Raw genomic sequence first — 17,397 nt, forward strand, 5'->3', positions numbered from 1 at the left:
GTAATTGGCAAATGAGCCCGGTTTTGCCGGGCTTCTTTGTTTGATCGAATCACTATCAACCATGATTTATTTTTTAATCGCCCATGAATAGGCAGGAACTCAGTACACTCGCTTTAGACCTTTGGTCAGACCGGGGATCGCACTCAGAAATTAACCAGCTGGAGCAACTCAGCCACTGGCTCGATCGGCCTGTGTATACCGAAGGCGTTGTGCTTTATGAGCAGCTGATCGGAGCCGGTTTCCTGCTGACCATGCTCAAACGTGGCCCGGACGACTACAACCGGCAGCGGTTAACCGATGCACTCCAGGCAAAGCGCGATGAACTGGCCAGTACCTTACGGGCCCGCCAGTTGGCCTACCCCGAACCGATTGTTGCGGCTAAAGCCGACGAGAAATTGCTGCTCGACGAGCGTACCGTTACGAAAGAACGGTTTCGCATGAAGCTCAACAGTGGCTCGACTGGTGACGAGGAGACAGAGGAGTGGGCTTTCCGGGTGCTTGACATTCGGGACCAATTGGGAGCTATCTATGGTGAGCGTGATTTCTTCGATCAGCATGGTTATCTGCCCGAAGTGACCAGCATCGACCCCGAACAAAACCAGGCCGATCTGCTCAAGCGTCGCAATACCCTGCGCACCTACGTCACCCGCTATAAAAACCGACTGCAACAACCGCTGATCACCGACGAACAGCAGCAGTCCTGGGTGCAATTGCTCCAGCAATACCAGAGTGAATTGCACCAGGTTGATCAGCAACTAACGGCCCTTACCAACGATGGCAACCCTATTCTCGACTGACGATGCCAGCGACTACGCTATTCCCCAACATCGACAGGCCGGCGTCCGTGAAACGACTGAGTCACATCCGCATACACTCCTTGGTCGAGTATCGGATGCTGTCGCTGATGTCTTCCCACCCATCCAGTCCGGACACAGCTACCACTACGCTACCGCAGGCCTGTGGAGTTCCCATGACTTGCTGTTGCACCTGCTCCGACAAACCGGACCAGCCCGGATCTGGATCGCCACCTGGTCAATGACCGAGGATGCCGTTCGGGTGCTGGTCCAGGGACTGGCCAGTGGGCTGATTGAATCGCTCGATCTGCTGATCGATGCGCGCGTTATTCGGCGCAATGCCAGCGCCTATGCGTTTGTGCAGGCCCATGCCGACAAGGTGCGTATAACCGCCTGTCATGCGAAAGTATCAGTGCTCATCAATCAGAATTGGCATATCAGCATTGTTGGCTCAGCCAATTATACCAACAATCCCCGCATTGAAAGCGGAGTCGTCACCGAACGTGAAGACGTTGCCCGATTCCATCAGAACTGGATCGAGGCTGAAATGAAAAAGGCCAAACCCTTTGGCGATGCAACCCCCAAAAAACGCTCCTCACAACGATGAAATCCGATCTGATACAAATAACCCTGGATGAACAGGATGAGCCCGTACTGGCCTTCACAGTGACCGCAAACGAACGAACACTGGAGCATAAACTACTCGGTGCACTCATCCGCAAAATAAGCCAGCAGGGCATTCAATTACACCTGGTGCGAACGTATCCCGATGCTGAAGAAAAAGTGCACTGGGACTATCAAATCCGAGCCAAACGAGACGATGAACCTATCTAACGATCAATTGGCTGAGCTGGAAAGCCTGGCCAGCTATTTATTCAGTCCTGACGAAATCGCTATCGTCCTCGATGTCGATACCGATCAGTTGGAAGACGAATTGCTCGACGAAACCAGTACCATCTACAGAGCCTACCAACGCGGCAAGCTTAAATCAAAGCTTGAACTCCGCAAATCCATTCTCACCCTCGCCAAACAGGGCAGTTCGCCAGCTCAGACGCTGGCCATGCGCATTTTGGATGACCTTGAAGCCCGAGAATTATGAGTACTGATCTCACCTTAACAACCAATGAATTAACGCGCTTTGATGATAAGTTTGACCTGATCGTCAAGTATTACAGGGATCGACGGGCTGATGATGATCCCAAAAAGATCAAACTCGCCAAAGATCTGCAAAAGCAGTTAGGCCACTGGATCACCATTCATGCCCTGCTCTCGACTGGCCGCTACCCCAAAACCAGCCAGCAGATCAATGCCATTCTAAAGGCCATCCCCAACATTTCACCCCGAACGGCCCGCAATTACCTGGAGGATACCCGGCGCTTTTTTGCCATTACCGATGAGCCGAATCTGGCCTACGAGCGGGTCATGCTCATTGAGGAGCTACGGGATGACATGCGGATCTGCAAAAAGAAAGGCGACATGCGATCGCTGGCTCCGCTTCGCAAACTGTACGCGGAAGTGATTGGTGCTGATAAGCCGATCAACCCGGTTGAAAACCGCACCATTATCAACGTAATCAACTACAATCCCGAACAGCTGGGTGGTCAGCAGATTTCGGATGCCGCCCTGGAAAGTATGGTCGAGCGGTTGCTGGGCGAAGACAGGAAAAAACAGGAAGAATTATTCTCCGACTACGAAGATGTCTCAAGCCCCCAAAATCCTGCCTGACCGCTATCAGCTGGAGGAGCTGCTAAAATCCGATCTGGAAGCCTCGGTGCGACTGGCACACGTCGGGCTGGACTGGAATACACTCTCCGAGGACGTGACAACGATGCACCGGCATTTCAATAAGCCGCAGCTGCGTTCGATGTCGGTAGGGGCCAATGAAGAGTATGCCGTCTGGGGTCGTGGTACGGGGAAATCGGAAGGGCTGATTGCACCCAGAACGTTTCGAAACGTAGAGATCATGCCCCGCTCGCACGGTTGTTTTGTGGGTTCGACGTATCTGCAATTGCTTGAACGAACCCTGCCGCCGGTTATTAAGGGCTGGGAGCAGATGGGCTGGCAGCGGGGCCGTGATTTCTGGATCCGGGAGCGTCCGCCTAAACACCTCAACATTCCCCAGCCCATTGTTGGGCCCATCACGACCGAACACTGCATTTTCTTTCGCAATGGTGCGGTGGCCAGCATGGTTTCGCAGGATCGGCCCGGTAGTGCGAATGGTAAAACGGTGCACTGGATCGCCGGGGATGAAGCCAAGTTTTTAGATAAACAAAAGCTTGACAATGAACTGCTGATGACCAACCGGGGGGATGAACGCTACTTTGGCGGCATCCCTGAATTTCATAGTCTGCTCTTCTGCACCGATATGCCCACCTCCAAAGCTGCGATGTGGATACTGGAGGAAGAAAAACGGATGGATAAAAAGCGCATTCAGACCCTTCTTGACCTGCGCACCAAAATCTATTCGTTGTATGGAGCACTAGCGGCCTATCCGGGCAAGCGTAAATCCATCCTGAAGGAAATCATCAAGTTCCAGACCTTCTGGGATGAACTGCGAAAGAACACGGTTTATTTCTCGGAGGCCAGTACGCTGGATAACATCCACGGATTCGGTGCCAAAAACATTGCCCGGCTTCGGGAGAAGCTACCGACCTTCATCTTTCAGACGGCTATTCTCAACCGTCGCCCGTTTCTAACTGAAAACGCCTTTTATCCGGATCTGGATGAGCATCACTTCTACGATAAGGAAGATCATGCGTTTCTGGACTTACAGCCCGTCGATCTGTTTGGTAAGGGCTTATTTGATGATAGCCGTAAGGATGCTGATGTCGATAAGTATCGGCCCCTCGATATTAGTCTGGACTATGGGGCACACATCAACCCCATGCTGGTAGGCCAGCCACATGGTAGGGAGTATCGGATTCTCATGGAGTTATACGTCAGGCACCCTGACCGGGTAGCTGATCTGGCGCGCGCGTTCTGTCGCTACTACAAACACCATCCGGTTAAGATTGTCAATTACTTCTTTGATCATACCGCTATTGGGACAACGGCTACCTCGGCTAGCTCACCCAAGGATGTCTTCAAGGAGTATCTAATGAATGAAGGGTGGACAGTAGAGGATCGTTACCTAGGCCACACGCCTGATGCCGAGAACCGCTATGAACTATGGGGCCGTGCGCTAAGAGGAGGAGACAACCGGTTGTTTCGGGTAGCCTTCAACCGACACAATACCGAGTTCGTTCGTATCTCCATGCAACAGGCTCAGATTGAGCAAGGCACCGTAGGCTTTCGGAAAGACAAGAAGGACGAAAAGAAATTGCACCTCGATCAGCGCGAAACGACCCACTTCTCTGATGCCATTGATAACCTCTTGTATGGGGCACACCTGTTACACCGCTTCGAGTCATCAAGTGGCGCACTGGATAGCATCTTCCTGACCTAGTGGCTTGCCTGTTGATGCCTGTTACGTAACACGTATCAATCAGCTAACTGATAATCAAACACATCTGGACTGTGAAAACAAGGGGCTGATAACACATCAGCCCCTTGTCATATATGCCCCCCCCCACCCCCTGTGCAATTGCATTTCTCCCCTGTGCGTGGCATTGGGGGCATTCGCCCAGAAAGACGCGAAGCGTTCCAGAAAAAACAACCAACTCCCTGAAACAGAGTAGTTTAGACTAATTCTGAATTGCAAAAAAAGTAATAAAAGCGTTTGTAATTACAAACGCTTTGTGTATCTTTATGTAGTGAAAGTCAGAGAGTTATACACATTTAAGCACTAAAAAAACATGGAAACGTCAAACGCAAAACGCGATCATTTTGCAGAAGTAACCAACAAAATTATTGCCAGTCTGGAAAAGGGTGTAGTGCCTTGGTATCAACCTTGGGGATTCGTAGAACCCGCGCAAAATCACTTTACGGGCCATCGATACCGGGGTATTAACTCGCTGTTAATGCTCATGGACAACTACCAAACGCCCTATTTTGGCACCATCAAACAGATAAACGACGCAGGAGGGAGGGTAAAGAAGGGGAGCAAAAGCACTGCCGTTTATTTTCACGATTGCATTTACAAAGACAAAAATGGGGCACGACTCAGCGAGGCCCAAGCGACCGAGCGTATTAAATCGGGAGACAAAACCGTCAAAAAATACCCTTATCTACGGTTATATCCGGTTTTTAACATGGCCGATGTTGAAGGTTGCCCCATCAAACCTAGTTCCCAATTTGGGAATGAAGACAATCAGCCGCTTGCCGTTTGTCAGGATTTTTTAACCAGTCTTGACAATGGCCCCCGCATTCTAAACTCACCCATAGAAGGTGCCTATTTTGAAAAAGTGCAGGACTACATTATGATGCCTGATTTAAACCGGTTTGTCAGTTCAGAAGCCTATTACGGTGTGCTGTTTCACGAGCTAACCCACTGGACGGGCCACAGTTCACGGCTGAACCGTGCCACCGTAACCGACGCGCTTAAGTTTGGCGATACCAATTACAGTAAAGAAGAGTTGATTGCAGAATTAGGAGCCTGTTTTTTGTGCCACCATCACGGCATAAACACCCCTGAAACGCAGCAGAATACAGAAAGTTATCTGGCGCACTGGATAGCTGTACTCAAAAAGAACAGCCGTTTCCTGTGGGAGTCGGCCAGCGAAGCCCAAGCCGCTTATAGCTACCTCCTAGAGCTAACCGCTTAAACCTCCTTTTTTCTGGATAGCCTAGCACCCCGCTTTTGCGGGGGCGGGCGAATACACCCCAAATTATCACCTTACGTAGTACCTTAATTAATTCATAATCAATCAATTTACACATTTAAGCCATGAAAAATACCCCAAACGTCAACGGTCAGACCTCGTCAAACGGAGCTAAAAACAATTCACCGTTTACCATCACACCGGGCGAAGCCGTACCCGTAAGCAAACTGATCGAACAGGCAAAATTGCAGAATCCGGACGCGATTAAACAGCCGACAACCTACCCTCAACCCGCGAAACCTGAACCAGAAGAAACAACGCCAGCCCCCCAAACCGCGAGTGCAATTGCACCGGAGCCTACACTCGTTGTCGAAACGCCAGCCAGCCGGAGCCGAGCCGAAGAAATTGAATTTCAGGTTGACAAAGCGCAGAAACTGCAACTCATTAACACGCAGTTACTGAGTTTGAAAGCTAAACAAGCCGAGTTAAAGCAGTTTAGTTACGCAGTCGATAAGGACGAAGATTACCGCTATGGGCGTATTGTCATCTATGACGATGCCAACCGGGAGTTTATTTGCAAAAATCACGGTCTGGCCGCTATCGTCGTAGAGAGCTTGAAAACGCTGTTCGGTGAAAAGATCGAGGAGAAAGAGAACGAACTGCTAACCGTCTCTAAATCGTGAGTGAGTTTGATTTATTGCTAGTGGACGAGTTGCGCCGGGAATTTCGGCGCACTCGCCCCCCGGTAAAAGTCCTAGAATGTGACTATACAGCCGGAATTTTTCGACTGACACACCGTCATCAGATAGGCTTCCGCATTTTCTGGTATCCTGCCAATCTATTGCACCCCTTGTGCTTTACGCTGAATAATACACAGTTTGAACTCATTGAGCCTTTACCATTATGACCATAATACCCCAAGCCGCCAGCCGTTTGTTTTCGGTGGGCGAAATATCCGTACAGTACAATACAGACCGAAACGTAAAACGCGAACAGGTAAAAGGAAGCCTTGACGCTTTTTACATTCTGCGCCAGTACTGGAGTAATCAGATAAACCGGCTGGAAGAATTTTACATCCTTTGTTTGAACCGAAATAACGAAGCAATAGGTATTTATCTGGTTTCCACGGGTGGCACATCGGGCACACTGGCTGACCCTAAAATCGTTTTTCAGGTTGCACTGGGTTGCCATGCCAGCAGTTTAATTATTGCCCACAACCACCCCAGTGGCAACATGGCCGCCAGTGAAGCCGATAAACAGCTAACCCGACGCTATAAGGAAATTGGAAAGCTGTTAGATTGTACCCTGCTTGATCATTTGATTTTAGGGCCAGATCCGCACCTCTACTATTCGTTTGCCGATGAAGGATTGATGTAAACCCCCATTCTACCCATGAATTATTTTATCAGAATATCACACCAGAATAACCCCGCAAACCGGCTCCAAGAGTATATTCTAAAACTGGTTGAAAAATACGACCACCTTCTTTGTGAAGATGCCGAGACGATTTTTACGCAGGTTGAACAGTTAGTCAGTCAGGCAAACCGCGCTTATCCGCGCTGTACGGCCCAGAAAGCACAAGCCAGCCACGACCACAAAAGTAAAACCCTGAACAGTTTTCATGTGGGCGGTCTGTTTACCATGAGCGTACACAAGGTAGCCGGACAGCACCCTAAGCCAACCGATCATCCCCCCGCACAACCAGCTCAGGCATTACCACTATCGCCAGCCGAGGAACAACCCGCCACCAGCCAGCCCCGACAGGCTATTTTAAAGAGCCGCGAAGATGATACCATTATTCGCCTAGAGTTCTGGAATCGGTTTTCATCTCGTACGCAAACCCTGCTTACCAAAGGCGTGATCTGGAATATTTATTACGATGCCTCCAAAAATATCGTAGCAGAAGAGTTTGGAGGACAGATTCACCCCGCATTCTAATCAAACAGCTTCCTGTACTAGTTGCCCGTAGCACCCTGCTATGGGCTTTTTTGTGGCTTGTATAACTAAAAGATTAGTTGATTTGTAGCGAAGTGACTTCTTTTTTTCTTTTCCTTGCTTGGGGAAAAGAAATAAAGAAGCAAAAAAAGAAAAGCCCGCTATTGGCCTGCCGAGGAAGCAGCCTCTACCCACTTGCTGACGCTTTCAGTAAGAACAAAACACCCCCGACGCAAAGCTCCGAGGGTGAATAATTACACATTTAAGTTCTTGACTGCCTAGCCTGGCAGTATCCATATCTTTTCCTGTTTAACCAGAAAGCCTGCTTTCTCCAGCAAAGCTTCCTTGCGATCCAGGGTGATGCCTTTGCCGTTTTTGAGCATGAAAGCCGCCTGGCGACGATCTGCGGTCGGTAAGCCCGTTAGTGACCAGTAATACGGGTCGTTGACCAGTATGTCGAATGCGTCGTGCGTGGTTTTTTCGCTGCTTGCCATGCACAAAAATACAAAAAAGCGTTATGAATTCATAACGCCTCTACAAGTCTTTATTGATGCAAACTATTTTCTAAAAAAAATCCAATTTAGCCCAAACCCAAGAAGAGCTGCTTGATCTTTAAATATTGTTACCCTCGAGTCGGTTGAGCAGGTCGGTAACCGCATCATGGCCCACCCCCCTGTCAGTTAAGCGAGCCAGGCCGGTGGCCGTCGTCTGTCCTAAGCTACTGAGCAGGTAATCGGTCTAGAGGTCAAGATTTGTTTGCATACCCAAATTTATACCGTCCGCCCAAAAGCTGGTGTAACATCAGATGTAAATTAGCAAGTACACTTGGGAGTGTACTTGCTATTTGAAATTTAACTAAAAAGAGATTTGATGGAATCGAGATAACTTATGTTACGATTATTAAACCGAGTTAATCTTTCGACTGGGTTTCGATGTATTGAATCTGGGGGCCAGCCGTTGCGTCTGTATAGAGTTTATAATACTCTGTTGCCTTAGGCTCGCCATACATTTTTTTGAGCATCGGATGAATGTCATAATTAGCCCCTTTTATCACCGGGTCCATAACGAACAAGTAAGCATACGTGCCGTTTTTCTCAGCTTTGGTCGGGTGTAAAATGCGCGTCTGTTTAAATAATTTCTGCTCTTCTTTACTCAGCTTACTGGCACCAGGCCAGAATATTTCGTGTATAAACCGTTCATACTGAGCCTTTTTGTTTGCTTTCACCGGATTCACAATAACCCATACGGTTTCGCCTGATTTCGAGCGGGGTGTCTGAGCGAAGGTTGTAAACGAAGCCAGTACAAACGAAGCAAGAAGGAATAGTTTGGTTTTCATGATTTGTGGGCTTGTTTGTTAAGTGGATTGTAAAAGAAAGCGACAATGTAAAGTGCTCAATTTCAATAATTATATCCTTATTTTCGAGGATTTTAATTAAATTATAATACCCTGATTTTAATGAAGCCATTATTAACTGGCGTAACGTCACTTATCTAATTAATTCAAATTGTTGATCCGTATTGGCCTAGACGTAACCGCTGATTAGAGCAGATTTTATAGGTAATCTATCTTCTTTCTGTCATCACGCCTGTAACGCCCATCCGAGCCTGCTCCGGCCAATTTGCTGCCCTTTATGATCAAGGTAGTAGATATGGTGAAACAGATGCGGCTGACGGTTGGGCTGGGTAAGCCCAAACCCTTCAGCTGCATTTACGTAACCGCCGATCGGAAACGAAAAAAGGGTGGTCAATTCCGCGAATTACACAAGGCTGTGCTGCTTACCAGGAAGCGCACACCCAACCGTATGCTGCTGCTGCAACCCCTTGGTACCAAAAACCCGATTCTGGTTAGCCTCGATCTGATCATCTACTTCAACGGGCAACCAGTCTCATGAGCAGCGTTCATTATTTCCCAGGGGACTCTTACGACGTAGCCATTTTAAGTGCTGCGGGCATCAGCGTAGCACTAGAAAACGATAAACCCGCTCAGCATCGATCGGGCATCATTACCTCGTCCTTCGATGCGCCAGCTGGTAAACCAACATCAGTCATACCCGACTGGTCCATGTACCCCTCAGCGAGTGGCGATCTGATGCCCTGGGGCGAAGCCAATGATTTTCCCCAGCGTATTGTCAGTCTCTACCAGAAAGACCCCATCATTCCCACAACCCTGGGAAAAGTAGCGTCCATGCTCAAGGGTAGGGGCGTCATGGCCGTCGAAGAAGATCTCGACGACAATGGCGACGAAATTGTACGGGCCCTGCCCAAAAACGATTTTATAACCGCCGAAATCAATGCTTTCCTCAACAACATCAATTTTCAGCTCTATCTGCGCGAAATGTCGGCCGACGTGGCCTGGTTCTTCAACGGCTGGCCTGAAATGCTGCTCAGTAAGGATCGCAAGAAAATTGTGCAATTGCACCCGCTGAATGCCGAAGAGGTTCGCTGGTGCCGAATGGATAAAAACGGCAACCTGCCGTATGTATGGGTTAATGCCAACTGGCCCAACGTCACCACCTCCGATCCGAGGACCAAAACCGTACAGGCGCTCGATCCCTACCGATGGGACCGGGTAGACTGGCTACGCGGGCAATCGTTTTACAACTGCGTTTATCCGATTTCCTATCCAACCCCGGGCCAGCGGTTTTATTCACTGGCTCACCACTATTCGATTGTGGAGTCGGGCTGGCTCGATGTGCACCTGGCGGTGCCCGCCTTCAAAAAATTCCTCCTCAAAAACCAGATGTCGATCAAGCAGCACATTAAGGTCGACAAGGAGTACTGGGGTGAGCTCTACGGATCCGCCTACACTAACGAGAAATCGGAAGAGAAAAAAAGGGCGATGCGCAAAAAGTGGATCGACGATGTGATCAAAATGCTCACCAACGTCGAGAACGCCGGCGCCATGCTCGTGACCAGCATCGCTCAGTCACTGGACGGCAAATCGACCCGCGATTACGTGCAGATTGTCCCGATTACTGACACCATGAAAGATGGTAAGTACATCGAGGATAACCTTGAAGCAGCTGCCAATATCTTTTATACGCTCGGTGTCGATCCTACCCTGGTTGGGTTTGCCGGTGGCTCCAAACAGGGTGAACGCTCCGGCGGCTCCGATAAACGGGAAGCCTACCTGATTGCCCTGCAAATGCTGGCACCGTTCCGGGATATGCTCATCGAGCCGCTCGAATTCGTGGCCGAATTCAATGGCTGGAAAGCCCGCTTTCCCAATCTGCGTTTCCGCTTCCGGGATACACTGCTCACCACTCTGGATACCGGTGCCGGCACCCAGAAAACTTTAAGCTAATGGCCCTGTTCACTGGAGAAATCAAGCAGTTTAGAGCCTATGTACCAGGCATTACCATCAACTTTTCGGTACCGGATGTGCTGCCCGAACTCGGGCAGACGCAGCAGCGTATTTTGCCCACGTTTTTTGGCGAAACGCTAGCCAGCCAACTCGTTGCCCTGGCTGATGAGCAGGACCTGACGGATCCCTACAAAAAACAGGCTTTACACCTGGCGCGAACAGCCGTCGCCCGCATTGGCTTTGCGGCCTATTTACCATTTTGCGAAGTGCAGATCGGTGATGATGGCATTACCATTACGGCCGTCGAAGGACGAAAAGCCGCCTTCGAATACCAGACCAACAAGCTGACCAGTTCGCTACTGGAGGTAGGCTGGCGGGCCGTCGATGAATTAATTCGCCTGGTAGACAGTAAACCGGATCTGTTTCCGGGCTGGCCCGACTCCCCTTATTACGACGAGCACCAGCAGGCGCTGTTTAAATCCCCGGCTGAATTCAGCAAATACTATCCCATCCAGGAGCGCTGGCTTACCTTCTGGGCACTCCGCCCCTTTATCCGGGCTGTTGAAGAGAATCAGGGCGAAGCCGGTAAGGCCCGGATCGATGCGCTGACAGATCTGCAAGCTGCCACCCGAACCAGTCTGGAGAAAAAGCTGCTGCGCGCTCTGGCCTATCAGAGTGTGCTGGAAGGATTACCCTTTTTATCCGTCGAGCTGAAGGGCGTCAATGTGCAGGTAAACTATGCATCCCAATTTGGGAACGCTACCTATTTCGAGCCACCCAGTAAAGACCAGCTGGCTTTCGTGACCAGCAATCTGGAGCGCATGGCCGATCTGGCCTGGAGTGCCTTCGATACGGCCGTCATAGCCGCCTCTCCTGCACCAATTCAGGAAGAAACCATGGGCCAGGGCATCCTGGGCGGTGGACCTGTCACAATGCTGTAAAACCTGCCAATCTACGAACCAATTACGCCCATGGAAATCCAACCTAATAAGCCACAAGTACCCGCCTGGATCGAGTTTATCTTCGATAAACTGGTGATGATTCTTCTGATTTTACTAGAAAACTGGCTGATCATCTTCATCTTCTGTATGGCGTTTGGCCAACTCTCCAGTTGCAAATCCAAGCCACAGAATCCCCCTCAATCCGTCCCCATTACGCTCCCTGTTGATTCCGTTCGCCTACAACTTGAGCGAGAAGTCCAGTGGTCGACCAGTAAAGGCATGGCAACCACGAAAGAAAATTCAAAATCTGCCGTAACCGACTATGAAAAAGCTAAAGAGAAATTTGATAAAAGCAGCGTTACTCTGCCTTAGCATCGCCCTTGGCATTCTGCTCAGTCAGCTATCCTATGGCCAGTCGCAACCCATTCCGATGGTACAGGCAATGGTCAAAAATCAGCCGTTCCCGTATCCGTGTGGTGTGGCGATGGATACCACGCTTTATGTAAAAGTACGGGCCAGATTGCTCGCAGCGGATTCCCTTCGGTCTGCATCTGAGCGGGCGATCCGAGCCCTTCAGGCTGAAATCGTGGCCACTCGTAAAGTGATCGACGATCAGTTTCGGCTGAATCAGTACGATGAGGCCAAAGCGAAAACCCTGCTCGCTCAACTCAATAGCTTACAAGGCCAGCTCATCCAGGCGCAAACGACGCTCCGGGAAGCTTCGCTGGCCCGTGATGCTATAGTGAAGGAGCTACCCCGCAAGGTTCGTAATCAACTCCAGCAGGCTACTCCGGATCAGATTGCTGCGGCAACCGTGACCTACATCCATGTACTGCAAAATCGGAAATGGAAGTGGGCAGGCTGGGCAGCGGGCAGTGGTGTTTTCCTGGGCTTTATCGCACACCTCTTCTAACCATGAGCAAAATCCTCACGCAAGCGGGTTTGCTTTCGGCCGCGCAAACCCTTCGTACTGGCATCGCTGAAATCAAAACGCTGGCTGATGTTGAGTCAAGTGGCCAGGGCTTTCTCGATGACGGCCGGGTAACGATCCGGTTTGAACCGCATATTTTCCATGATCGAACAAAAGGCCGTTACGATGCGACGTATCCGCAGCTGAGCTATCCGGAATGGAATCCCAAAATTCCCCGCAGTACCGAACACTCCTACCAGCTGTTTAATCAAGCCTGTGACCTGAACGCCACAGCTGCTGTGCTTAGCTCCTCCTGGGGCATGTTCCAGGTCATGGGGTTCAATTTTGCCAATTGTGGGTGTAATAACCTGAAGCAGTTTGTCAGCCTGATGGAGAAGTCCGAAGATTCCCAGTTGGAGCGGACAGTCATTTTCCTGTTGACGACCGGCCTCGATGACGAATTGCGCGAACATCGCTGGGAGGATTTAGCCAGGCTTTATAATGGGAAACAGTACAAGAAAAATCAGTACGATACCCGATTGGCCAGTCGCTTTGCCTGGCATACGGCCCATCCTTAATTTTTCACGCCTGTAAATAGCCACTGGCTTTTTACAACCGTAACTTTTTATGAAACGTCTGATCACATTTCGCAATTCACTGGCCATTAGCTGGCCGACGTATTCAGCCATTCTGCTGAGCTGGCTGGAGCAGGTTGGCACCTGGGTGCTGACGCTGGGTGTCGATTGGACCAAATTGCCCTGGGCTTTTGCGGGGGCAACGATCGCTACCCTGAAGGGAAAAAAGGACGCCAATGGCCAGCCCATTCACAAACCATTCTGGGAATGGGCTTCCATTGCCATCAGTGGTACCGTTATCGCCATGGCAGGCTGGAAAGATGTCATGAATTTTACCAAGCTCAGCCCTGAACTGAGTACGATAATAGCGGGACTCATTGGCTGGATACTGGCCGATTATGTCTTGAAACGAGCCAAAAAACAATTCGAAAACGACGAATTAACCCCCAAACCGTAACGACTATGTTAGCCAATCCTTATTTCTGGCTGGGTGAACTGGGTCTTGTCCTGTCCATCGTCAGCTGTGCCGTGCTGCTGCACCGTTCCCGCCACGGATCCTGGTATGAAATTATTCCACTATTCCTGATGCTCATTTTTAGCCTGGCCATACTGGTGCAACCCGCCATCTGGACCCTTAAACATACCATTCCGGCTATACCCTATCTGTATCGACTGGCTGTTGGGCTGGTGCTCGCCAGCCGGGTCTGGACAATCCGGATCAAAAGCAAGCCGAAGGAAATCCTCGAAATGGACCGGGTGATGAAGTGGTCCAGCATCACCCTTACCCTACTGGTAGCCTATATTGTCTATCGCATTCGCCACCTGGGCCGATGAATACCCTGGAACTGTACATTAAAGGGAAACTGCATCGCTTCAGCGGGCCGTCCAGCTGGTCCGAATTGTCGAATCAGCAGGCCGTTTCATTAATGCGACTGCGGGCGCAGGTACAGACAAAACCCGAAACCCTGTTTGTGGCCATCAAGCTGCTCTATGGCATGAACCACCGCCAGCAACAGTGGCTGTTCGACGAACGCTTCCTACGCCGAAAAAAGCTTGATGAGGAGTCCATACTGCTCACCCTGGATATGGGACAGCAGCTGCTGGATTCCCTTGACTGGATTGGTCAGGACGATTCAGCGGCCAGTTTCCCAGCCAGCTTCCAGCTTTACGATTATCAGTTTGGCACACCCCGGATCTGGCTGAAGCGGCTGCTTCACAAACAGCGATACGCTGGCCCCAAAGCGGCTCTCTCCAGCTGCACCTTTGCCGAGTTTATGTTTGCTGACAAAGCGTTTCGGGAAGGCAAACTGGCCCTGATGGCAGCCATTCTCTACCGACCAGTACTGATAGATGCCCCTGAGGAGCCACAGCCACTCGACCGGGATGGTATCGAAGCGCGCGCGCGTTTATTTGCCCGGCTCGATGCAGCCCTGCTGGAACGAATTGCGTTCGCCTATGGATCCACGCTACTGCTGCTGCAACGCAGTTTTGGTTTGGTCTTTCCCCAAAAAACAGAATCGGATACGACCGCCAAAAAGTCAAAAAAAGCGGGCAACTGGCTCGACGTAGCCATTGGCATGGCCAAGCTCGATGTGACCAAGGTAGCCCTGGTTGAAAAAACCAATCTGTACCTGGCCCTGAAAGTATTAAATGAACAGTTGTGGCAGGCCGAAGAGATGGAGCGGCAACTGGAAAAAATGAAAACAAAATGAGCGAACAGGAATACATCGACTATTTTGAGTACCTGGCTCGACAGCATAAGGCGCTGCTGCACACGGATACGGAGCCTCGTTTTTACGTCCTAAGGGATGACAACCGGGCCGATCTGGAGCAGGCCGTGCGCAGTAAACTACTGTTACCCGCCCTGGTGCTGGATCAGTATTATGATGATCTGGACCGCTCCAGTGATAATTTTCGGGCAACCATTCTGGGTGGTCTGTCCGTACTGGTTAAATGTAAAAAGCAGGATCCGGATGATGTACGGCGAGCACGCGCGGAAGCCCGTCAGCTGGCGCTATCCTTTATCAACCGTATGTACCGCGATTGCCGGCATCCCAATGGAATTCTAGCGAGTAAACGAATAAATCCTTCGATGCAATTCCAGGGCGAGCCAGCACCCATACTGGCCGAAATCGCTACCGGGTGGGGCTATCCATTTGAATGGTCCATGCCTACTTCTGTAGCGGTCAGCCCCGACGACTGGGCCGATCTGCCCTAGTCTGTCATCACGCCTGTAACGGGCCAGTGCCGGCTTAGCTGACAATTTCGCAGCTATGCCAGTGACTCTTCTCAGCACGCCCGATGATTTTGCCCTGACCCGTGGAGGCCGCATGGTCTTTCAGTTCCAGGGATCAGGCCAGCAGGCAACGCTCGGTACCCAGGCCCAGAATTTTATTAATTTTTCAGGACCCGTACTGGCCGGTACAGTGATTCGGCTTAAATGGAATGGCACTGAACATTCCATCATCGCCCGCACGAGTCCAACCGAGGCCAACGAGTTTCCGGCGGGCGATGGCTCAGCGGACTATGTTGACTCCCTGCTGGAGTTCTTTCAGACCTATTTTCCCTTTTACGAGGATTTTACGGCCGAACGGCTTGATTTTATCAACCTGCATCAGATTGTGCTGGCCAGCAAAAAGCCAGGCGCTCAATACAACATTTCTGCACCAGCGGTCAGCAATGCCATCGAGGTCGTGGTCGGTACACCCGGTGCGGATCCGATCGTTCGCGAGCAGTATGGTGTCTATGCTGAGGTATGGGTCAAACGCCCAGATGAAACTACATTCAACCGCATTTTTGCGCCCACCATTGCCTGCAATACCCTCGGCATTGCGACCATGGACGTGGGCAAAATTCTGCACGCCCAGTTAGGACCCGACTGGCCCACCTGGAGTTTCAACCAGCCGGCTGGTTCCACCAATTCGCAGCTCAGCTACTACGTCACCTACGCCGAGTCGTTTGGCCAGCCCCAGCAGGTCGGCAAGATCCAGAAAGACGATGTGCGCCAGGCTTATTTTGGGGGTGCTGATTACCAACATCAGGCTGGCACTGGTTTTGAACTGGCCAGCTTTGTCGCTAGCCAGTCCGATTCCGGAACGGATCGGGCTCTTCGCCTGGGTGGTTTTACGCGTTATGTACGGGCCGAAGAACCCCAGTTCTTGACCTTTCTCAATACCCGTGCCGATCGGACAGGTGTTGTGCTGGAAGTCAAACTGACCTTTGCCGATAATTCCGTTGAATTATTCTACAACCGGTATGCGCAACAAGCCTGGCCACTGGGCAGTAAAATCACGTATGCAGTCGGTTTCAATCAGCTCTCGATTGCCGATCATATTTCGAGTAATGAAACCCTGGTCGAGTATTCTGTTCGACTAAGCAATCAGAACGCCACAGCTTATTACTCGACCAGCTATCGGTTTGTCATCAATAGCCGCTATGAAGCGTATACCCGCTATTTCGCTTACCTGAGTAGTTTGGGTGCAGTGGAAACGCTGGCCACCTTTGGCAAGGGTTCCTATGAGCTGAACCGGTTTTACGAAGAAGCTCAGCGTTATCAGCCTGCGCATTATGATGCCCAGTTGGGTCAGTATGAACAGTACGACGTGGCCATCCAGCAATCGCTCGAAGTCACGACGGGGTACCGTCCGCAGGCCGAACTACGGCTCTGGAATGATTTCTACCGCTCGCCCTACCTGTTTCACATGCAGGTTCTCAAGGTGCTGCCCATTGCCCTGGTTAGTAAATCCATTAAGCAGGGTAAGGATGGCGCAAACCAGTTTGCCCACTCATTTCAGTTCGTCTACCGCTGGAAAGATGACTTCTTCACTGCTGAAGACGATCCCGAATTAATTGGGGATGGAGTGCCACCCATTGGTCTGGAGCCAGCCGGCCCCATTACCATCGAGCAGCCGACAGTGGTCGACAGCGTCGATCACACCGTGCCGGACGTGGTTCGGGGCATCACCGATCAGAAAGTTGCTAACTGGAACCAGGCCTACGCCTGGGGCTCGCATGCCGCCCAGGGCTATCTGACCCAGGCGACCGGCTCCCAGCTCTTCTACCGCAAGGATACCAAGATCGACTACCAGGATGACCTGATCAACAAGCCCTTTAGCCGCGATTCGGCGGGACTTTCCGACGTGCTGACGGCGAAAGAAACCAAAAAACTTCTCAAAAATACACTCGGCATTCGGCCCGTCCTGACCAGCTGGACGGGCAATGTAGAGCCGCAATAAGAC

The 17,397-nt window shown here is 50.8% G+C and carries 23 protein-coding genes and 1 pseudogene; 21 read left to right on the plus strand and 3 right to left on the minus strand.

All coding sequences use genetic code 11. The features are described from left to right. Positions 1 to 83 precede the first annotated feature (83 nt). From G8759_RS19970 to G8759_RS20015, 10 genes are all read left to right on the plus strand, one after another. Positions 84 to 797 (plus strand): hypothetical protein, encoded by a 714-nt coding sequence (locus G8759_RS19970; protein ID WP_167211370.1) that lies wholly within the window; start codon positions 84 to 86, stop codon positions 795 to 797. Beyond that, a complete protein-coding gene (locus G8759_RS19975; RefSeq protein ID WP_167211373.1) occupies positions 775 to 1,401 on the plus strand; it encodes a phospholipase D-like domain-containing protein in 627 nt (208 codons plus the stop codon). The genes G8759_RS19970 and G8759_RS19975 overlap by 23 nt, the downstream gene beginning before the upstream one ends. Beyond that, positions 1,398 to 1,628 carry a hypothetical protein gene (locus G8759_RS19980; RefSeq protein WP_167211376.1) on the plus strand — a complete coding sequence of 77 codons (231 nt, stop codon included), beginning with the start codon at positions 1,398 to 1,400 and terminating at the stop codon, positions 1,626 to 1,628. The genes G8759_RS19975 and G8759_RS19980 overlap by 4 nt, the downstream gene beginning before the upstream one ends. Continuing rightward, entirely contained in the window at positions 1,615 to 1,893 is a 279-nt protein-coding gene (locus G8759_RS19985) for a hypothetical protein (RefSeq protein WP_167211379.1), read from the plus strand. The genes G8759_RS19980 and G8759_RS19985 overlap by 14 nt, the downstream gene beginning before the upstream one ends. Further along, positions 1,890 to 2,519 (plus strand): hypothetical protein, encoded by a 630-nt coding sequence (locus G8759_RS19990; protein WP_167211382.1) that lies wholly within the window; start codon positions 1,890 to 1,892, stop codon positions 2,517 to 2,519. The genes G8759_RS19985 and G8759_RS19990 overlap by 4 nt, the downstream gene beginning before the upstream one ends. Continuing rightward, entirely contained in the window at positions 2,491 to 4,239 is a 1,749-nt protein-coding gene (locus G8759_RS19995; RefSeq protein WP_167211385.1) for a hypothetical protein, read from the plus strand. Before G8759_RS19990 ends, G8759_RS19995 begins: the two co-directional genes overlap by 29 nt. A 349-nt stretch (positions 4,240 to 4,588) precedes the next feature. Then, the gene (locus tag G8759_RS20000) at positions 4,589 to 5,497 is read left to right on the plus strand and encodes an ArdC family protein (RefSeq protein WP_167211388.1); all 909 of its coding nucleotides are present in this window, start codon (positions 4,589 to 4,591) and stop codon (positions 5,495 to 5,497) included. 122 nt (positions 5,498 to 5,619) lie between these two features. Beyond that, entirely contained in the window at positions 5,620 to 6,177 is a 558-nt protein-coding gene (locus G8759_RS20005; protein WP_167211391.1) for a hypothetical protein, read from the plus strand. A gap of 220 nt (positions 6,178 to 6,397) precedes the next feature. Then, entirely contained in the window at positions 6,398 to 6,871 is a 474-nt protein-coding gene (locus tag G8759_RS20010) for a JAB domain-containing protein (protein ID WP_167211393.1), read from the plus strand. A 15-nt stretch (positions 6,872 to 6,886) separates the two neighbouring features. Beyond that, a complete protein-coding gene (locus G8759_RS20015; RefSeq protein WP_167211396.1) occupies positions 6,887 to 7,432 on the plus strand; it encodes a hypothetical protein in 546 nt (181 codons plus the stop codon). A 275-nt stretch (positions 7,433 to 7,707) separates the two neighbouring features. Here G8759_RS20015 and G8759_RS20020 read toward each other — a convergent pair whose 3' ends face one another. The 3 genes and pseudogenes from G8759_RS20020 to G8759_RS20025 all read right to left on the minus strand — a co-directional run bounded on the left by G8759_RS20020 (position 7,708) and on the right by G8759_RS20025 (position 8,765). Beyond that, complete coding sequence (locus tag G8759_RS20020) at positions 7,708 to 7,923, minus strand: hypothetical protein (protein WP_167211399.1); 216 nt, start codon at positions 7,921 to 7,923, stop codon at positions 7,708 to 7,710. 124 nt (positions 7,924 to 8,047) lie between these two features. Then, positions 8,048 to 8,158, minus strand: a pseudogene (locus tag G8759_RS36565) (IS701 family transposase); the annotation flags it as partial. A 181-nt stretch (positions 8,159 to 8,339) separates the two neighbouring features. Further along, a complete protein-coding gene (locus tag G8759_RS20025; protein WP_167211402.1) occupies positions 8,340 to 8,765 on the minus strand; it encodes a hypothetical protein in 426 nt (141 codons plus the stop codon). A 295-nt stretch (positions 8,766 to 9,060) separates the two neighbouring features. On the opposite strand from G8759_RS20025, the gene G8759_RS20030 reads away from it, so the two are divergent. The 11 genes from G8759_RS20030 to G8759_RS20080 are packed head-to-tail and all read left to right on the plus strand — an operon-like array spanning position 9,061 to position 17,394. Then, the gene (locus G8759_RS20030) at positions 9,061 to 9,321 is read left to right on the plus strand and encodes a hypothetical protein (RefSeq protein WP_167211405.1); all 261 of its coding nucleotides are present in this window, start codon (positions 9,061 to 9,063) and stop codon (positions 9,319 to 9,321) included. Beyond that, positions 9,318 to 10,733: a hypothetical protein gene (locus tag G8759_RS20035; protein WP_167211410.1), complete on the plus strand. Its 1,416-nt coding sequence runs from the start codon at positions 9,318 to 9,320 to the stop codon at positions 10,731 to 10,733. The genes G8759_RS20030 and G8759_RS20035 overlap by 4 nt, the downstream gene beginning before the upstream one ends. Continuing rightward, positions 10,733 to 11,674 carry a DUF6712 family protein gene (locus tag G8759_RS20040; RefSeq protein ID WP_167211413.1) on the plus strand — a complete coding sequence of 314 codons (942 nt, stop codon included), beginning with the start codon at positions 10,733 to 10,735 and terminating at the stop codon, positions 11,672 to 11,674. Before G8759_RS20035 ends, G8759_RS20040 begins: the two co-directional genes overlap by 1 nt. A 30-nt stretch (positions 11,675 to 11,704) precedes the next feature. Then, positions 11,705 to 12,046: a hypothetical protein gene (locus G8759_RS20045; RefSeq protein ID WP_167211416.1), complete on the plus strand. Its 342-nt coding sequence runs from the start codon at positions 11,705 to 11,707 to the stop codon at positions 12,044 to 12,046. After that, positions 11,997 to 12,587: a hypothetical protein gene (locus G8759_RS20050; RefSeq protein WP_167211419.1), complete on the plus strand. Its 591-nt coding sequence runs from the start codon at positions 11,997 to 11,999 to the stop codon at positions 12,585 to 12,587. The genes G8759_RS20045 and G8759_RS20050 overlap by 50 nt, the downstream gene beginning before the upstream one ends. A gap of 2 nt (positions 12,588 to 12,589) precedes the next feature. Further along, complete coding sequence (locus G8759_RS20055) at positions 12,590 to 13,162, plus strand: N-acetylmuramidase family protein (protein ID WP_167211423.1); 573 nt, start codon at positions 12,590 to 12,592, stop codon at positions 13,160 to 13,162. Positions 13,163 to 13,211: 49 nt separating this feature from the next. Continuing rightward, the gene (locus G8759_RS20060; protein ID WP_167211425.1) at positions 13,212 to 13,616 is read left to right on the plus strand and encodes a hypothetical protein; all 405 of its coding nucleotides are present in this window, start codon (positions 13,212 to 13,214) and stop codon (positions 13,614 to 13,616) included. 5 nt (positions 13,617 to 13,621) lie between these two features. After that, positions 13,622 to 13,993, plus strand: coding sequence for a hypothetical protein (locus G8759_RS20065; protein WP_167211428.1), 372 nt, complete (start codon positions 13,622 to 13,624; stop codon positions 13,991 to 13,993). Then, positions 13,990 to 14,871 carry a hypothetical protein gene (locus tag G8759_RS20070; RefSeq protein ID WP_167211431.1) on the plus strand — a complete coding sequence of 294 codons (882 nt, stop codon included), beginning with the start codon at positions 13,990 to 13,992 and terminating at the stop codon, positions 14,869 to 14,871. The genes G8759_RS20065 and G8759_RS20070 overlap by 4 nt, the downstream gene beginning before the upstream one ends. Continuing rightward, positions 14,868 to 15,377: a hypothetical protein gene (locus G8759_RS20075; protein ID WP_167211434.1), complete on the plus strand. Its 510-nt coding sequence runs from the start codon at positions 14,868 to 14,870 to the stop codon at positions 15,375 to 15,377. Before G8759_RS20070 ends, G8759_RS20075 begins: the two co-directional genes overlap by 4 nt. Before the next feature lie 55 nt (positions 15,378 to 15,432). Beyond that, positions 15,433 to 17,394: a hypothetical protein gene (locus G8759_RS20080; RefSeq protein WP_167211437.1), complete on the plus strand. Its 1,962-nt coding sequence runs from the start codon at positions 15,433 to 15,435 to the stop codon at positions 17,392 to 17,394. The last annotated feature ends 3 nt before the right edge of the window (positions 17,395 to 17,397 follow it).

The sequence above is a fragment of the Spirosoma aureum genome (genome assembly GCF_011604685.1).
Classification (GTDB): domain Bacteria; phylum Bacteroidota; class Bacteroidia; order Cytophagales; family Spirosomataceae; genus Spirosoma; species Spirosoma aureum.

Bases quoted from the DNA above. Each gene is read 5' to 3' on its own strand.
- G8759_RS19970 (WP_167211370.1), top strand. From the start codon at position 84: ATGAATAGGCAGGAACTCAGTACACTCGCTTTAGACCTTTGGTCAGAC.
- G8759_RS19975 (WP_167211373.1), top strand. From the start codon at position 775: ATGGCAACCCTATTCTCGACTGACGATGCCAGCGACTACGCTATTCCC.
- G8759_RS19980 (WP_167211376.1), top strand. From the start codon at position 1,398: ATGAAATCCGATCTGATACAAATAACCCTGGATGAACAGGATGAGCCC.
- G8759_RS19985 (WP_167211379.1), top strand. From the start codon at position 1,615: ATGAACCTATCTAACGATCAATTGGCTGAGCTGGAAAGCCTGGCCAGC.
- G8759_RS19990 (WP_167211382.1), top strand. From the start codon at position 1,890: ATGAGTACTGATCTCACCTTAACAACCAATGAATTAACGCGCTTTGAT.
- G8759_RS19995 (WP_167211385.1), top strand. From the start codon at position 2,491: ATGTCTCAAGCCCCCAAAATCCTGCCTGACCGCTATCAGCTGGAGGAG.
- G8759_RS20000 (WP_167211388.1), top strand. From the start codon at position 4,589: ATGGAAACGTCAAACGCAAAACGCGATCATTTTGCAGAAGTAACCAAC.
- G8759_RS20005 (WP_167211391.1), top strand. From the start codon at position 5,620: ATGAAAAATACCCCAAACGTCAACGGTCAGACCTCGTCAAACGGAGCT.
- G8759_RS20010 (WP_167211393.1), top strand. From the start codon at position 6,398: ATGACCATAATACCCCAAGCCGCCAGCCGTTTGTTTTCGGTGGGCGAA.
- G8759_RS20015 (WP_167211396.1), top strand. From the start codon at position 6,887: ATGAATTATTTTATCAGAATATCACACCAGAATAACCCCGCAAACCGG.
- G8759_RS20020 (WP_167211399.1), bottom strand. From the start codon at position 7,923: ATGGCAAGCAGCGAAAAAACCACGCACGACGCATTCGACATACTGGTC.
- G8759_RS20025 (WP_167211402.1), bottom strand. From the start codon at position 8,765: ATGAAAACCAAACTATTCCTTCTTGCTTCGTTTGTACTGGCTTCGTTT.
- G8759_RS20030 (WP_167211405.1), top strand. From the start codon at position 9,061: ATGATCAAGGTAGTAGATATGGTGAAACAGATGCGGCTGACGGTTGGG.
- G8759_RS20035 (WP_167211410.1), top strand. From the start codon at position 9,318: ATGAGCAGCGTTCATTATTTCCCAGGGGACTCTTACGACGTAGCCATT.
- G8759_RS20040 (WP_167211413.1), top strand. From the start codon at position 10,733: ATGGCCCTGTTCACTGGAGAAATCAAGCAGTTTAGAGCCTATGTACCA.
- G8759_RS20045 (WP_167211416.1), top strand. From the start codon at position 11,705: ATGGAAATCCAACCTAATAAGCCACAAGTACCCGCCTGGATCGAGTTT.
- G8759_RS20050 (WP_167211419.1), top strand. From the start codon at position 11,997: ATGAAAAAGCTAAAGAGAAATTTGATAAAAGCAGCGTTACTCTGCCTT.
- G8759_RS20055 (WP_167211423.1), top strand. From the start codon at position 12,590: ATGAGCAAAATCCTCACGCAAGCGGGTTTGCTTTCGGCCGCGCAAACC.
- G8759_RS20060 (WP_167211425.1), top strand. From the start codon at position 13,212: ATGAAACGTCTGATCACATTTCGCAATTCACTGGCCATTAGCTGGCCG.
- G8759_RS20065 (WP_167211428.1), top strand. From the start codon at position 13,622: ATGTTAGCCAATCCTTATTTCTGGCTGGGTGAACTGGGTCTTGTCCTG.
- G8759_RS20070 (WP_167211431.1), top strand. From the start codon at position 13,990: ATGAATACCCTGGAACTGTACATTAAAGGGAAACTGCATCGCTTCAGC.
- G8759_RS20075 (WP_167211434.1), top strand. From the start codon at position 14,868: ATGAGCGAACAGGAATACATCGACTATTTTGAGTACCTGGCTCGACAG.
- G8759_RS20080 (WP_167211437.1), top strand. From the start codon at position 15,433: ATGCCAGTGACTCTTCTCAGCACGCCCGATGATTTTGCCCTGACCCGT.